The 15474-nt window shown below is 48.2% G+C and carries 11 protein-coding genes; 7 read left to right on the forward strand and 4 right to left on the reverse strand.

Annotation, left to right across the window (positions count from 1 at the left end; genetic code table 11):
* Positions 1-5: 5 nt before the first annotated feature.
* From hsdR to K7H09_RS16840, 6 genes are all read left to right on the forward strand, one after another.
* Positions 6-3527, forward strand: a complete 3522-nt coding sequence (gene hsdR / locus K7H09_RS16815) for a type I restriction-modification system endonuclease (protein WP_230805251.1) — start codon at positions 6-8, stop codon at positions 3525-3527.
* A gap of 36 nt (positions 3528-3563) precedes the next feature.
* Positions 3564-5135: a class I SAM-dependent DNA methyltransferase gene (locus tag K7H09_RS16820; RefSeq protein WP_230805253.1), complete on the forward strand. Its 1572-nt coding sequence runs from the start codon at positions 3564-3566 to the stop codon at positions 5133-5135.
* On the forward strand, positions 5135-6640 hold the full coding sequence (locus K7H09_RS16825) for a restriction endonuclease subunit S (RefSeq protein WP_230805255.1): 1506 nt from the start codon (positions 5135-5137) through the stop codon (positions 6638-6640). The genes K7H09_RS16820 and K7H09_RS16825 overlap by 1 nt, the downstream gene beginning before the upstream one ends.
* Positions 6640-8355 (forward strand): AAA family ATPase, encoded by a 1716-nt coding sequence (locus tag K7H09_RS16830; RefSeq protein WP_230805257.1) that lies wholly within the window; start codon positions 6640-6642, stop codon positions 8353-8355. The genes K7H09_RS16825 and K7H09_RS16830 overlap by 1 nt, the downstream gene beginning before the upstream one ends.
* Positions 8355-9446 (forward strand): hypothetical protein, encoded by a 1092-nt coding sequence (locus K7H09_RS16835; protein WP_230805259.1) that lies wholly within the window; start codon positions 8355-8357, stop codon positions 9444-9446. Before K7H09_RS16830 ends, K7H09_RS16835 begins: the two co-directional genes overlap by 1 nt.
* A gap of 662 nt (positions 9447-10108) precedes the next feature.
* Positions 10109-11785, forward strand: a complete 1677-nt coding sequence (locus K7H09_RS16840; RefSeq protein WP_230805260.1) for a DNA topoisomerase — start codon at positions 10109-10111, stop codon at positions 11783-11785.
* Positions 11786-11893: 108 nt separating this feature from the next.
* Here K7H09_RS16840 and K7H09_RS16845 read toward each other — a convergent pair whose 3' ends face one another.
* Together K7H09_RS16845 and K7H09_RS16850 are read right to left on the reverse strand one after the other, a co-directional pair.
* Positions 11894-12409: an MgtC/SapB family protein gene (locus tag K7H09_RS16845; protein ID WP_022523734.1), complete on the reverse strand. Its 516-nt coding sequence runs from the start codon at positions 12407-12409 to the stop codon at positions 11894-11896.
* A 232-nt stretch (positions 12410-12641) separates the two neighbouring features.
* Positions 12642-13547, reverse strand: coding sequence for a LysR substrate-binding domain-containing protein (locus K7H09_RS16850; protein ID WP_022523735.1), 906 nt, complete (start codon positions 13545-13547; stop codon positions 12642-12644).
* Positions 13548-13666: 119 nt separating this feature from the next.
* Here K7H09_RS16850 and K7H09_RS16855 point away from each other — a divergent pair, with 119 nt between their 5' ends.
* A complete protein-coding gene (locus K7H09_RS16855; protein WP_022523736.1) occupies positions 13667-14368 on the forward strand; it encodes an FMN-dependent NADH-azoreductase in 702 nt (233 codons plus the stop codon).
* A gap of 56 nt (positions 14369-14424) precedes the next feature.
* Here the strand turns inward: K7H09_RS16855 and K7H09_RS16860 are convergent, their stop codons facing one another.
* On the reverse strand, positions 14425-14745 hold the full coding sequence (locus K7H09_RS16860) for a DUF1330 domain-containing protein (protein ID WP_022523737.1): 321 nt from the start codon (positions 14743-14745) through the stop codon (positions 14425-14427).
* Positions 14746-14819: 74 nt separating this feature from the next.
* Positions 14820-15455 carry a LysE family translocator gene (locus K7H09_RS16865; protein ID WP_230805262.1) on the reverse strand — a complete coding sequence of 212 codons (636 nt, stop codon included), beginning with the start codon at positions 15453-15455 and terminating at the stop codon, positions 14820-14822.
* Positions 15456-15474 lie beyond the last annotated feature (19 nt).

Below are 15474 nucleotides of genomic sequence, written 5' to 3' on the forward strand. Positions count from 1 at the left end.
GTGTAATGACATCGCCCAACCAAATCAGTAACTTTGGGTTTCTTGCGGAACATGATCCTCTTTTTGTTGAATTAGCTCTGTCAGCGGAACGAGCCTTTGCTAGCGACCCGAATACAACGCTGATCAAACTGCGCCAATTGGGTGAAGCGATCGCTCAGCACATTGCTGCATTGGCAGGAATTTCTTTCGATGAACAAACTACACAAGCCGGCCTACTCTACAAAATAAACCGAGAACTGAAGCTGGAGGCCGTAGTCAGAGAGCTCTTCCATACGCTACGAGTAGAAGGCAATAAGGCCACACATCAATTCAAAACTCAGCATAAAGAAGCCATGAGCGGCTTGGTAGTCGCACGCAAGCTGGCAATCTGGTTTCATCAGTCGTTTGGTAAATTAGGTACCCATTTCAAACCCGGCCCCTTCACCCCACCTGCTGATCCAAGTGAACAGCTACGCAAATTGCAAGGTGAAATTACTCAGCTTAAAAATGAACTGCATCAGGCCAATCTAGACCTTGGTTCCAGTCAGCAGCTAAATGAGCTTATCGTCAAAGAAAAGGATGAATACGAGGAACTGGCTCATGCTATGGACGAGGATTCCCGCGCATTGGCACAGCTGGCTACGGCCCATGATGAAGCCCTTAATCAACAGCAGCAAGATTACGAAGCCAAAATTAAGGCTCTTCAGGCTCAGCTGTCCAGCCAGGATGAAAAACATCAAGCCTCACACCGCCAACAACTGAGTCGTAACACGCAGGCCGCAACACAACACATCGTGTTAGATGAAGCCCTGACTCGCATTCTGATTGACCAGCAATTAACAGAAGCTGGCTGGCAAGCCGATAGCGAAGCCCTCACTTTCAAAAATGGCACAATGGCAAAAAAAGGAAAGAACATCGCTATTGCCGAATGGCCAACAGAACATAAAGACGAGAAAGGTAGAGCGGATTACGTATTATTTGCTGGCCTTACACCCATTGCTGTTGTCGAAGCGAAGAAAGAAAACACAAATGTCGCGGGTAAAATCTCTCAAGCAGAGCGCTACAGCAAAGGATTAAAGGTATCCCCAGCGATGCAAGGCGCGTGGGAGTTAGCAGGTATGACCGTTGCCTGGCCGGATGAAAGCGAAGGTCATTACAAAGTTCCATTTGTATATTCCTGTAATGGCCGCCCCTATGTGCCGCAACTGGCGGAACAATCTGGAACTTGGTTTCGTGATGTTCGTGATTCTGCTGATACCAAACGCGCACTACCTGGCTTCCATACGCCGGAGGGTTTGCTAGACCTGCTTAAACGCAGCAAGGAGGACGCTCAGGAGAAACTAAAGGCAGAGCCGTTTGGATATCTGAAACTACGTGATTACCAACAGCAGGCTATTATTGCAGTCGAAAACACGCTTGCCCGCGAAGTGCGCAATGCACTTCTGGCTATGGCAACCGGTACAGGTAAAACCCGTACCATCATTGGATTAATGTACCGTTTCCTTAAAGCCGAACGCTTTAAGCGCATTTTGTTTCTGGTTGATCGCACCGCATTGGGCCAGCAAGCCATTGATGCATTCAACGAAGCCCCCCTAGAGCAAAACCACACCTTATCCAAAATCTACAATGTCGCAGAACTCGGCGACATGGCCGCGGAAGCAGAAACACGTATTCAGGTTGCCACCGTGCAAGCCATGGTTAAGCGCATCTTCATGAGCGATAACCCACCGTCTGTAGACCAATTCGACTGCATCATCATCGACGAAGCACACCGTGGTTACACCCTCGATCAAGAGATGACAGAAGGCGAAATGGCAACCCGAGATGCCAACCAATACCTTTCCAGTTACCGCCGCGTGCTCGAATACTTTGATGCCGTAAAAATCGGACTAACCGCCACTCCAGCAAAGCACACAAGCGAAATCTTCGGGAAACCGGTTTACACCTACTCTTACAGGGAAGCCGTAGCCGACGACTGGTTGATCGATCACGAACCACCTATTCGCTACGAAACCCTGCTCACCCAGAATGGTATTACCTTTGCTAAAGGCGATACGGTAAGCGCTATCAATACGCAAACCGGTGAAGTGCAAAGCGCGGAGCTAGACGATGAACTAAATTTTGAGGTCGATGCGTTTAACCGCAGGGTGATTAACGAAAACTTCAACCGCGTCATCTGCCAGCAATTGGTACAGGAACTCGACCCCTTTGGCGACGAGAAAACCCTAATTTTCTGCGCGACCGACTTGCATGCAGATATGGTTAAACGTCTGCTGGATGAAGCCTTCAAGGAGCTCTACAACGGTAAATTCAATCAGGCTGCAGTTGCGAAAATTACTGGGCAGAGTGACAAAGTAGAACAACTTATCCGCCAATATAAAAACGAAATCTATCCGAACATTGCAATCACCGTTGATCTTCTGACCACCGGCATCGACGTGCCTAAAATCAGCAACCTGGTATTTATGCGCCGGGTGAAATCACGGATTCTTTATGAGCAAATGATTGGCCGAGCCACCCGCCGCTGCGATGAGATCGGCAAAACCGTATTCCGCATCTACGACCCCGTGGATATTTACGCAGCACTCGCCGATGTCAACACCATGAAGCCACTGGTGAGAGACCCGAACATTACACTGGAACAATTGGTGGACGAAATCACCAACCCTGAACAACTGGAACGCGCACTCAATGCCCCGGGGGATACACCTGAGCAAAGCCATGCCGATTTGGTGCTTAGCCAGCTCAGCCAAAAAGTGATGCGCGTAATGCGTAAAGCTGAGAAAAAGGCCGAGAATCAGCCGGCACTCAAGCAAAAACTCTTTGAGCTGCAAGGCTTATGGGGTGTCGAGCCGAAAAGCCTCCATAAACATCTCCACGAGCTGGGCCCTAAACAAGCTGCCGCCTTTATCACACAGCACAGCTGCCTTCTGAATCAACTAGCTGAAGTGAATAATTTACTGGGCAGTGAACGCCAACCGGTGATTTCCGAACATCAAGATGAAATTCGTGGTCGTACCCAAAGCTATGGTGTACATCCAAAGCCTGAAGACTATCTGGATAGCTTCAACCAGTTCATAAAAGAGCAGCTCAACCAAAGCGCGGCACTCTCAGTGATTGTCAATAAACCGCGAGATCTCACCCGAGAACAATTAAAGGAGATCAAACTGCTGCTACATGGCGCAGGCTACTCTGAGGCAAAACTACAAAGCGCTGTGCGCAACCAAACCAATCAGGATATTGCTGCCAGTATTATTGGTCATATTCGCCGAGCCGCCCTAGGCGAGCCGCTAGTTCCCTTTGAGCAACGGGTTACGCAAGCCATGCAGCGTATCTATCAAAGCCACAACTGGCTGCCCGCGCAGCGTAAATGGCTTGAGCGCCTAGCAAAACAACTCATACACGAAGTCATCATCGACCGTGACTTTGTAAACAACCGCTTTGCCGAGCAAGGTGGAGCCAAGCAGCTAGATAAGATTCTTGGTAATCAACTAGATACAGTATTGGATGAACTCAGCGATGCTATTTGGCCACCGAAAAGCGCCTGAAAACTCCGCACACAAGAATTTAGCGAAGAGATCACTATGACCAACAACGACATCGTTCAAAAACTCTGGAACCTGTGTGATGTGTTGCGTGACGATGGCATCAACTACAGCGATTACGTTACTGAGCTGGTGCTGCTGCTGTTTATAAAAATGGTGCACGAAAACACTGAAGCGGGCACGTTAAAGAAGCACCCGTTGCCAGAAGGCTGCCGCTGGACCGACATCAATGACAAATCGGGCATCAACCTGCTCAACGATTACAAACGTATTTTATTAAGCCTTTCAACCGGCAAGGACGCAGACGGCATATTAGTGCACGAAGACCCATTGATCAGCGCCATTTACGCTGATGCGCAAACCCGCTTGCGTGAGCCGCGACATCTTGAGCAAATGATTAAAACCCTCGATCAAATTGACTGGTTCAGCGCGGCCAAAGACGGCCTTGGTGACCTATACGAAGGCCTGCTGGAAAAGAACGCCTCTGAGACTAAATCCGGTGCAGGGCAGTACTTCACACCACGTACACTGATCAATAGCATGGTGCGCTGTATCAATCCGCAAATTGGCGAAGTCATCCAAGACCCAGCAGCAGGGACTGCTGGCTTCTTGGTGGCCGCAGATCAATACATGCGCGAACAAACCGATGACTACATGGATTTAAGTGCTAAAGACGCGGAATTCCAGAAAGATAAAGCCTTTGTCGGCGTAGAACTGGTACCTAACACCCGCCGTTTAGCGTTAATGAACTGCCTACTACACGGCATGGAAGGGGATGACGAAGGTGTGGTACATCTTGGCAATACACTCAGTGAAGAATTTGGTAATCGTTTACGCCCTGCGGATGTAATTCTTGCCAACCCGCCTTTTGGCACTGCTAAAGGCGGGGACAAGTCGGTAACAAGAGAGTTCACCCATAAAACCAGTAACAAGCAACTGGGGTTTTTGCAGCATATTTACCGCAACCTCAAACCCGGTGGCCGTGCCGCAGTGGTATTGCCGGATAATGTCTTGTTTGAAGCAGGCGTGGGCACTGACGTACGTCGGGACTTAATGAACAAATGCAACCTGCACACCATCTTGCGCCTGCCGACCGGTATTTTTTACGCCCAAGGCGTAAAAACAAATGTGCTGTTTTTCACCAAAGGGTCGGTCAAAGATAAACACCAGCAAGAGAATTGCACCGAAAATGTCTGGGTGTATGATCTACGTATTAATATGCCCAGCTTTGGAAAGCGCACCCCCTTTTGTGATGAGTACCTTGCACCTTTTGAAGCGGTCTATGGCGACAAAGCCGATGGTACCAGCGCTCGTAGCGAAGGAGAGTACAGCTTTGGAGCGGAAGAAATTGCTGTAGATAAAGAAGCCGCTGTAGAAAATAGAAACGTGGATGAGAAACTACTGCACAGCCGCTGGCGTTGCTTCAGCCGTGACTGGATTGCCAACACCAAAGGCGACTCACTAGACATCACTTGGCTGAAAAACAAAGATAGTATCGATGCTGCCGACCTACCCGAACCAAGCGTGTTAGCGTTGGAAGCAAAAGAAGAACTGCAAGCGGCACTGAGTGAGCTGGATGGATTATTGGCGGCATTAGAGGGAACTAAATAATGCAACTAATAGACTTACCGGAAGGCTGGATAGAAGGAAAACTTGGTGAGCTTGTTAGAGTATGCAGCGGTGTAGGCTTCCCAAAAAAATTTCAAGGAAAATCTACTGGGGATTACCCTGTATATAAAGTTGGCGACGTATCTAAAGCAGTTTCAGCAAATAATGGGTATCTGAATACCGCAGGCCACTTCGTAGATAGCAAAGAAGCTGTCGAGCTAAAAGGAGAAATTTTTCCAATAGGAACTACCCTATTCGCAAAAATTGGTGAAGCCGTTAAATTAAACCGAAGAGCTTTTATACTGAAACCTGGTTTGGCTGACAATAATGTCATGGCTGTTTTACCAGACATGAAAGAATCCAACAGATTTATATATTGCTTTATGCGAACAGTCGATTTAGGCGATGTTTCGCGATCAACTACTGTTCCGTCGGTACGTAAAGGCGATATTGAAGAATTAGTACTTGCGATTCCCCCCTTCGTCGAACAAAAAGTCATAGCAGACAAACTCGATACCCTATTAGCACAGGTGGACAACACCAAAGCCCGCCTCCAACGCATCCCCGAAATTCTAAAAAATTTCCGCCAATCCATCCTAGCAGCCGCCATGAGTGGCAAGTTGACGGAGGAGTGGAGGGAGAAAAAACCTCCGCTTGAGGCAATATCCCTAGCCGAAATCGATTCTTACTGGGCTTCAAGATATCTAAACGCAGGTAAAAAGCGAGCACGTTTAGATCTTTTTCAGCCTGTCTCATTGAACCAAACTCCTGAGAAATGGCTGAACACAAGTATTGGTTATGTCTTTGATGTTTATGTAGGAGCAACACCAAGTCGCAGTGTTGAAGATTACTGGAATGGTGACGTGCCATGGGTTAGCAGCTCAGAAGTTGCTTTTTGCCGAATAAACTCGACAAAAGAGAGCATAACAAAGCTTGGGCTCTCGAAAACATCCACTAGTATTCATCCTCCTGGCACAGTTATGTTGGCTATGATTGGTCAAGGTAAAACTAGGGGACAAGCTGCAATCCTCGATATTGAAGCTTGCCACAATCAAAATACTGCTGCCTTACGAGTACCAGAAGGCTTTGTGATCTCGGAATACTTGTATTTCTATTTAACAAAGCAATATGAAGAGACAAGAGGAATTGGTGGTGGAAACAACCAGCAAGCCTTGAATAAAGGCTTTGTCCAATCGCTGGAGTTTCCGCTCCCTCCACTTCACGAACAACAGGAAATAGTCCGCCGCGTCGAAGAACTCTTTGCTTTTGCCGACCGTATCGAGCAACAAGCCATCACAGGACTTGCCCGGGTTAACAACCTTACCCAATCAATTTTAGTAAAGGCATTCAGAGGTGAACTCACAGCAGATTGGCGAATTGCAAACCCAGAGCTAATCAAAGGTGACAACAGCGCCGTAGCATTGTTGCAGAAGATTCACGCGGGGCGTGAGACACCTTCGAATAAAAAACAGACTAAAAAGAAAATAGCCGCAAGGGAAAAAGCCTAATGCGCTTGCTGTCACTCACTCTAAGCGGGCAATACAAAGGTTTGAAGGATCAAACCTTTAGTTTTGATGCCGCGCAAGGCAACATCATTGCCTTTATCGGTTTAAATGGCTCCGGAAAATCTCAACTGTTAGAACTGATTGCTGAATGCTTTGGCTATTTAGAACGGCGTCTGCGTAGAGACTTTAAGCGTCGCAACTGGTTCCCTAATCTAGTAATTGAAATTCGATACAGTAATCAAGCTTACGATACAGAAGATCAAACCAAAGCATATACTGTTCAAATTGACCAAACGGGTGTTGTGACCGTCTATCGTGATGGCACCTTAATCGATGTTGCAGCGCGTGAACATTTAGGTATTGAAGAAGAAATTCTGCCAAGTCAGATCATTGGATATTCGTCTGGCTTAAATGAAAACTTACAACGCGCATTTATGAAAAACACGATCCAGTATCTGGATGTAATGAATGTAAAGCGCCAATGGGAACAGCGAATAGCAGTGATAAATGAGGCGAGAAATGAAAAAGGTAAGCGTCTAACTGAAATAGACATCGAATTGCTTGATCGGCAATTCAATGAAGCTTACCACTATTATCGAACTCGTCACCCAGCGTTGTTTCCGGAACTACCTGAAGAATCTTCACTTTCGGACAATGCCGATATTGGTTTGAGACCTACATCACTGCCAAGGCTCAAGTACTTTGATCAAGATACGACAGCACTCATGTTGGCGAGTATGGGAATGCTTTCAGGTAAAGACCAACAGTCAATCTGGCAGGGGAAACAGCGCTTTAATAAAATTCACTCAGTTACACTTCGTTATGACCTGCGTAAGTTCATTCATGATGCGGGCGCCTTGCTAGATATTGCCAAATTGATCGAATGTTTGGTTAATATACCTACTTGTAGCTTTCAAGCGTTGCCGAGGGTGAGCAAAACTTCAGAAGAGTTCTTTAATCAGTTTGAATTGGATTATTTAGCGGGCGAAATCACCATAGATTTTAGTGATCGTCGCGTGCGGAACATTCTGGAGAGCAGCTTTTTTACACCACAAGTTTTGTTCGAGAAACTCTACCGCTTGCAGCTACTCGCTGCCGATTTTTGGCTGGGCGAAACCAAGCGCCAACTCAGACAGGACAATTTCGACCGTTCGACCAAAAGACCTCAAAAGTGGAAATCGCCAATTCATGTTCTGTCGCTAAAATTAACGGATGGTCAGCAGTGTATTGAATTTGATGATTTATCCGACGGCGAAGCTCAACTGATTCAAATTCTATCTATGGCTGCAATCTACAAAGACAGCAGGGCATTGTTTTTACTTGATGAGCCAGAAACCCATCTCAATCCATCGTGGCGCACCTACTTTCACTCCTTTGTTGAAAGTGCTATCGATATAGACAACAAGAAAGCCCAGCTTTTTATATCTACCCATTCACCTTTTATGGTTTCTTCCCTAAAGCGAAATAATGTGTACCAGTTCCGCCGGGGCGATAACGGTTTAATTGATATGAAAGTGGCGCAAAATGAAACCTATGGTGCGTCATTTGATGTGTTAATTAAAGACTTATTTGACCTTCGTTCACTGATATCGCAAAGCGTTATAGATGAAATTCGCGAGCAGTTAAAACTAGGTGATGACCATGCCAGAGAATGGATTGAAGAAAACCTTGGCTTATCGGCCGAAAAAGCCTATTTAATAAGGAAGTTAAGTCAGTAATGTTATTTCGTTTAGCCCCAAATACGCCCAGATTTGAAGTGTTTAACTTGCTTAATGAAGAGCTTTTACATTTTCTGGAGCAATCCGTTAGCACCAATACCTTTAGTCGAGCTCTCTTCACTCAAGGAGCTGTTGGACAGGCTTGCTGGACAAACTCTCCGACTCGTGAGAAATCTGAAAGGCTATTTAACGCCCTACAAGCTGCTGGTAATGATACAAAACGGCAATTATTTCAAGCGGTGCTGGATAATCAAAATCTAGAGGCATTTTTTTGGGCACCCCAAAGAGACTTGTTTGATTTTATGAATGAGACTTGCCAAGTAACCCTAAAGTCATTGTGTACACACCTGTATTGCTCAACGAAAGATTTAGCTCCTGTTGTTAGAGCTTCGGGTGGTACAAACATCACTGATCACTTCAATGCCTACAGTTCGCCGGCAGTTAACGGCAAGATCTGCAAAGCTTGCGGCATGAAAGAGCTTGCGGCGTTCAGAGCAGGAATACCGGAGGGTGACCAGTGGCGTGCAGATTATGATCATCAGCTATGCAAATCGAAATATCCCATTTTTTCAGTACATCCAGATAACCTCGTACCGCTTTGTGACGTATGCAATCAAGATGCAAAAAAGGCAAAAGATCTATTCAGACATAAAAATGGAACGAATCGCCTAGCGTTTTATCCATATAATGAAGAAGCGAAAGGCCTGATTGTTATTGAAATCGAAAACTTACGTGACCCAGAACCAAGGATAAAGATAAAATGGAATACACAGAATGATGCATTATTGGACAAACTCAATACATGGAATGAAATCTACGAAATTCGCAGCCGTGTTGAAGGTCAATTCCGCTCTTTAGAAGCTATCATTGAAGATGAAATTTGCCCAAGAGATTCAATACACCTTGCAAGCAGAATAAGCGACGAAGCACGCCCCAATTCCATTAATACTTTAAAACGAAAAGAGTGGGCATTTTGGTTTCAGAAGCTGTTCTCTACCTTAGATCAGGTTGATATATCTCCATTTGTTGCTAAATGGAATTTTGTTCAGCAGCAAGCCGCAGATGGTGGTGAGTATATTCTGTTTGAGTAATTTCAATGAGAAGTTGGGCAAAGCCTCGGTCGCTAAACCTGACGCATCGGCATTTGTAAAATTTAAGAGGGGATTATGTAAATATTGAAACTCTTAAATCATGAAAAATATAAAATCATATAATTACATACTTTACAATACCTAGTATCCCAATTGCTTAAAAAACCTGCAAGCAAGTGGTAGTAGAGAGTGGTGATATCTGCTGATACCACATGATGAAGTAAAAGAAGCAAGCACTCTATTAAGCCATATCAACTGATTTGAAAAATAATTAAAGCCTGCCAGCCTTTATAAATTAGGCTAGTTTTTTTAAAGCCCTATAATTTTACAAATTAATAGAAATAGCACCCAGTCATGACTATAATTGAGCTTATACTCAGCTTGGGGAGAAAGGGGGGAAATCACATGCAATATCAATATATTTTAATGGCTTTGCCCGTTATCGCAAGCATAATATTAACTATATATGTACACCGTATAACTAAAAATAAAAATTAGCTCGACTCGCTTGCAACTCACTTAAATTTACATTTTCACAGCGAGTCTGAATACTATATTGAGTAACAGTTGTAGTTAAAGTATTGTATTTTAATGAGTAAACGCCAAAATTTTGCTGGCAGTGGGCAATGGTTTTTTTTGTGAAAAAGCATGGAAATTGTGAAATGTTGGAAATATCCGAAAAATCAGACAATTACACTTTTTCACAAATTAGTACTTGTAATAGTAACGACGAAGGTCAGCTGCTGGTGCAGGAAGTGATCGAGTACATGAAGTACCGTGGCCCGGTACAACGGCTGCTGATCAGCGACCTTAATAAACCTGCAGTGAGCCGGGCGCTTGCCAAGCTACGCTCCAACGCCGATTACCAGCCGCTGTTTCAGGCAGCCCAGGCCCGCTCTCGCGCCGACTGGCTGTATGGCATTAACCTAACCCGTGCCTGGACACTCACCGGCCGACAAGCGGGGCACGACGGTGTGCTTTCTGTCGGCCGTGTGCAAACCCCGGTACTGGGATTAATCGTGCGCCGCGATAACGCCATCCGTGATTTTGTGCCTCATCCGTTTTATCCACTATGGGTGGATCTCAAGGTTGCCCAAGGTCAACTGCGCGCCTGGTGGGCGCCCAAAGAGCACCAACCCCTTGACGATCAAGGCCGTTTGATTGACCGCAGGCCCGCCGATGCCCTGGCGGCTCAGTTACCCGGCGCATCAGGGCAACTCACCAAGCTCGACCAGCAGGAGAAACGCCAGGCACCGCCACTGCCCTACTCGCTCTCTGCTCTTCAGGTAGACGCCGCCCGCCGCCACGGGCTCTCTGCGCAGATGGTGCTGGATATTTGCCAGCGGCTCTACGAGCGCCACAAGTTGATCACCTACCCCCGTTCAGACTGCCGCTACCTACCCGAGGAGCATCTTCAGCTTGCTCAGCGCAGCCTCACCAGTGCCTGCCAGAACGATGAAGCGCTTCAGCAGTGGCTGAATGGAGCAGACTTTACCCTGCGCTCCAAGGCGTGGAACGATAAGCAGGTCGGTGCCCACCACGCAATCGCACCGACCGGAAAACCCGCTGATTTCAGCCAGCTCTCCGCTACCGAAGGCCATGTGTTTCGGTTGATCGTGCGCAACGTGATGGCGCAGTTCTACCGTCCTCTGCGCACCTTCGAAGTCAAAGCCGAATTTACGCTGCTTAATGAAGCCTTCCGCGCCCGCGGGCAAAGCATTCTCGACCCCGGCTGGAAACCGCTATTCACTACTCGGGATGAAACACCACCGCTGCCGCCGCTGACCCAAGGCGAGCCCTGCCAGGCGCTGGGAGCAGGCGTAGAGGAGAAGGAAACCCGCCCACCGGAACCATTCACTGATGCCAGCCTGATCAAGGCCATGATGAACATTGGCCGCTACGTGGACGACCCGGAAGTGCGCCGTACGCTTCGCGACACCGATGGCCTGGGCACCGAAGCCACCCGGGCGGGCATTATCGAAACCCTGGTACAGCGCGGCTACCTGGTACGCCAGCAAAAAGCCCTGCGTGCCACCAAACTGGGTAGCGCCCTAATCGCCGCCCTGCCCAGCGCGGTAAGCACGCCGGAGCGCACCGCATTATGGGAGCAGCGCCTGCGCGCAATTTCCGAACAGCAGGACGACCCTGGCGCGTTTCAGCAAGCGCTGTTGGATGATTTACGCGGCCTGCTCACCCACAGTGACGCTGCCAAGCTCAGGCAGAGCCTGCAAACCGCCCAGGGTGAGGCCGGTGGCCCGCCGAAACGCACGGGTAAGCCGAGAAAGAGCTATGCAAGAAGGAAAAGCCCCAGTGGGAGAAAGAAGGCTTCCAACAAATAACAATTATACCGTCTGGATGTAGTTCCCTGATTATAAAAAGGCGAGGCCTTACCAGAGGATTTAACTCTCTGTTCATTCACGCCCTCTAGTTTTTGCATTCGGCTCCCATCAAATATCGGTATTGTCTTCGTCATCGCCCAAGGACGAAGACTTTTTGTTGCTGATTGAACCGGAAAAGAAAGGCACTACGTAGAGGACTACCCAGGCCAGCAGCGTACACAGAACCGCCGTCTGCTCGCGTCCCAGGCCGACGGCTATGCCAATTGCCGCCGTTAACCAAACCCCTGCCGCCGTGGTAAGCCCGGACGTACCTTTTTCATCTTTACGGGTGATAATGGTGCCGGCACACAGAAAACCGATGCCTGCAATCACGCCTTGGATGACCCGGCTCATTTCCGCATCAGAGATACCCGTTTGCTGAGGTATAAATATAAACAAAGCCGCCCCCATACAGACCAGCATATGGGTGCGTATTCCAGCGGCCTTGCCTCTCTGCTCTCGCTCGAGCCCCAATAGACCGCCTAGTACAGCCGCCAATAGCAAGCGAATCACAACAATGATGAATTCACTCAGGTCATTAAAATCTGAAAACTCGGATATTATAGTATTAATAATTACTTCCATCGTTTCGTTCCTTGATTGCCAGAGCGACGGCTCTTAAATACTATGAGTTGAATTCAGGGGAACAGCATTTCTCACCTGCAGTAGGACGAGCATCAGCTCGGAGATACACTTTAGAAGCTCCTTGAACAACAGCGAAGCTTCGAAGGTCATCCAGCAGCGTGGCCTGTTAACCAAGTCAGTAAGGTGGATGGGTAGCTTGCCTATAAGATAACGGTATAAAAGTCCTCCACTATCAATTCATCAACGTACACAACCCACCCGGCACCGCCAAAACCCAATCACTGATCGCTTGAATGGTTGGGTCATGCCGTCGGCTTTCTGGGTAGACCAGAAAGAACGGCTTACCTTCAAATTCGGGGCCGAAAGGTTGCACCAAACGCCCCTCTTCCAACTCATCCTGAATCAACTGGCGGCTCATCAGCGCTACACCCTGCTCCCCAACGGCAGCCGAGATAGCGTGGGTCTCATCAGAAAAGACCAGCCCGGCACTCACGTCCAGCCCAGGTACCCTTGCTTCTTTCTGCCACGTCGCCCAATCCAGTGGTGATGATATGGCCCCCTGACTGCTGAAGTGAATCAATGGGTGCAAAGGTAGCTGTTCTACCTCGTGTAGACCAAGGCGTGGGCTACAGGTCGGGATAAAGGTGTTATCAAACAGCTTCTCGGCGACCAACCCTGGCCAACGGCCATCGCCATAGCGAATGGCAATGTCTGCCGTTACCCCATCCAGAGGAACCGACTCATGCGAAGCATGAATACGCAGATCTATATCTGGATGGGAGTCACGCAGCATACACACCCAGGGCAGCAACCAGCGCACCGCAACCGCTGGCGTTGTAGAGAGCGTAACGGTTTGGCGAACAGGTACAGCACTCAACCGCTCGACAACATGACTAATGCTATCAAACGCAGTCTCCAGAACCTGCAGTAGCTCACGGCCCTGAGGTGTCAGCGCCAACTGTCGGGGTTTACGTAAAAATAGGGTAACGCCTAGCGCCTCTTCAAGACCCCGAACCTGATGGCTAATGGCAGTGGCAGTAACGGATAATTCCTGCGCCGCCTGCTTGGCACTTTCATGGCGGGCAGCGGCTTCGAAAGCTCGTAGTGCTGAAAGCGAGGGTAATCGGCGATGGTTCATGAATGAGTTTCACTCATCTATAGCTGCAAGAAAAGATCGTTTGTTCAGGCTGAAAGGCACAGTCTAAGCTAAGCCTGTTGTTAATCATAGATGAGTTCAACTCAGATTAGGAGGCCACCATGACACACATCCTGCATATAGACGCTAGCGCCCGCCCCGGTATTGCTGGCACAGATAACCACGGCTCGCATAGTCGCCATTTAACCTATCAGTTTGTCAGCCAGTGGCAATCAAGCCGACCGCAAGACACGGTTACCTATCGCGATATTGGTCAAAACCCACCGTCGATTATCAGCCACGACTGGATTGCGTCTGCCTTCGCCCCCGAAGAGCACCGAGAAAGCTGGATGAAGGACGCACTGACAGAGAGCGACCATCTGATTGATGAGTTAATTGCTGCTGATATTGTGGTAATCGGAACGCCGCTATACAACTTCGGTATGCCTGCCGCCCTCAAGGCGTGGGTCGACCAAGTAGTACGGCCCGGTCGAACGGTAGAGTTCGATGACACCAACCCGATAGACCCTTACATACCCAAGCTCACAGACCGAAAAAGGCATGCCGTTGTGCTCACCGCTAGAGGCGGCGTAAATATGGCGCCAGGTGAAGAAATGGCCCATATGAACCACCTTGAGCCACACTTGGCCACAGCACTGGCATTTATCGGCATCACTCGCGTTCACTACATCGCGATCGAAGGACAGGAAGTGGGCGGCGAGGTATTGGCCAAATCGGTTGCTGCCGCGATACAGAAAGTTGAAACGCTTGTTGAAGAGTTGCAGGTAGCGTTGGAAAGCACGCCATCACCTCAACCGGCCTAAATTATAGTTAATGGTCTTTCATCGTAAATACGCTGAAGTATAAGGAGCGGCTATCGCTACCCAAGGATGTCCGCTCCTTTATGCCCTTCTGGTACACCTTGAACTAATAGCACATCGCCCTCTGTATTCCGGGTACGCAATGGGCGGATCGCTTTATAAGCAGCCGAGTCATACCAACCTTGCGCATGCTCCATGGAAGGAAATTCAATCACCACCATATCCCCTGTCCACCCTCCCTCAAGCGGAATGTATGGCCCACCATGCACGAGGTATTTGCCCGAGAACGGCGCGAGGGTTGCATCAATGCCTTCTAAATATTGTTTAATTTCAGGATCGAATCGGGTTTCGCGGATAAGAGCAACGGCGTAAGCAGACATTATCACCATCCTTCATTTAAACGAAAAGAGACCTCCTCCCCAGCACTTCAAAAACAAAAATAGCATTACGTAGCCTACCTTGCACTCGCAGCCAACCGTGCACCCAACGCGACGAAAAGTGCTCCAAGGGATCTATCCATCCATAAACCAACGTGTGGTTTTCTCTTTAAGTCAGCACCCAACTTAGCACCAGCCAAAACCAAAGGGGGCTCTATTACGGCAGCAACTGCAATAATAAGGCTGCCATGCAATAAAAGCTGTGCCTCGGCTGGGCCAGCGCCTTCCACGATAAATTGCGGCAGGAAAGCCAGAAAGAAGATAGCGACTTTGGGGTTTAGCGCAGATACCAGCATGCCCTGCCAATAAACAGTGGAGAGGTTCTTGTTACCCGGCTTTTCTGCAGCGACAAACTGATCCCCTTGAGACAGCAACATTTTAATACCGAGCCATATCAGGTAGGCGGCCCCTACCCATTTAACAATCGAAAACGCCAATGCAGAGGTGGCTAAAATAGCCGAAAGACCAACTGCAGCCATTACTACATGGAGCGCCGCTCCTGTCCAAATCCCAAACATAGCGGCAAACCCTTGTCGTCGCCCGCTACGTAATGTTTGCCCCAGTATGTAGGCAATATCTGGCCCCGGCGATAGGTTCAAAAGCACGGCCGCTGATAAAAAAGTCATCCAGTGCAGCAATGTATACTCAAACATAAGCGCTCTCTTGTATTTT

The sequence above is a fragment of the Halomonas sp. IOP_14 genome (assembly GCF_021021315.1).
Classification (GTDB): Bacteria; Pseudomonadota; Gammaproteobacteria; order Pseudomonadales; family Halomonadaceae; genus Vreelandella; species Vreelandella titanicae.

Coding starts and splice junctions, on each gene's coding strand:
- K7H09_RS16825 (WP_230805255.1), top strand. CDS start 5,135: ATGCAACTAATAGACTTACCGGAAGGCTGGATAGAAGGAAAACTTGGT.
- K7H09_RS16865 (WP_230805262.1), bottom strand. CDS start 15,455: ATGTTTGAGTATACATTGCTGCACTGGATGACTTTTTTATCAGCGGCC.
- K7H09_RS16845 (WP_022523734.1), bottom strand. CDS start 12,409: ATGGAAGTAATTATTAATACTATAATATCCGAGTTTTCAGATTTTAAT.
- K7H09_RS16860 (WP_022523737.1), bottom strand. CDS start 14,745: ATGTCTGCTTACGCCGTTGCTCTTATCCGCGAAACCCGATTCGATCCT.
- K7H09_RS16835 (WP_230805259.1), top strand. CDS start 8,355: ATGTTATTTCGTTTAGCCCCAAATACGCCCAGATTTGAAGTGTTTAAC.
- K7H09_RS16855 (WP_022523736.1), top strand. CDS start 13,667: ATGACACACATCCTGCATATAGACGCTAGCGCCCGCCCCGGTATTGCT.
- K7H09_RS16820 (WP_230805253.1), top strand. CDS start 3,564: ATGACCAACAACGACATCGTTCAAAAACTCTGGAACCTGTGTGATGTG.
- K7H09_RS16840 (WP_230805260.1), top strand. CDS start 10,109: ATGTTGGAAATATCCGAAAAATCAGACAATTACACTTTTTCACAAATT.
- hsdR (WP_230805251.1), top strand. CDS start 6: ATGACATCGCCCAACCAAATCAGTAACTTTGGGTTTCTTGCGGAACAT.
- K7H09_RS16830 (WP_230805257.1), top strand. CDS start 6,640: ATGCGCTTGCTGTCACTCACTCTAAGCGGGCAATACAAAGGTTTGAAG.
- K7H09_RS16850 (WP_022523735.1), bottom strand. CDS start 13,547: ATGAACCATCGCCGATTACCCTCGCTTTCAGCACTACGAGCTTTCGAA.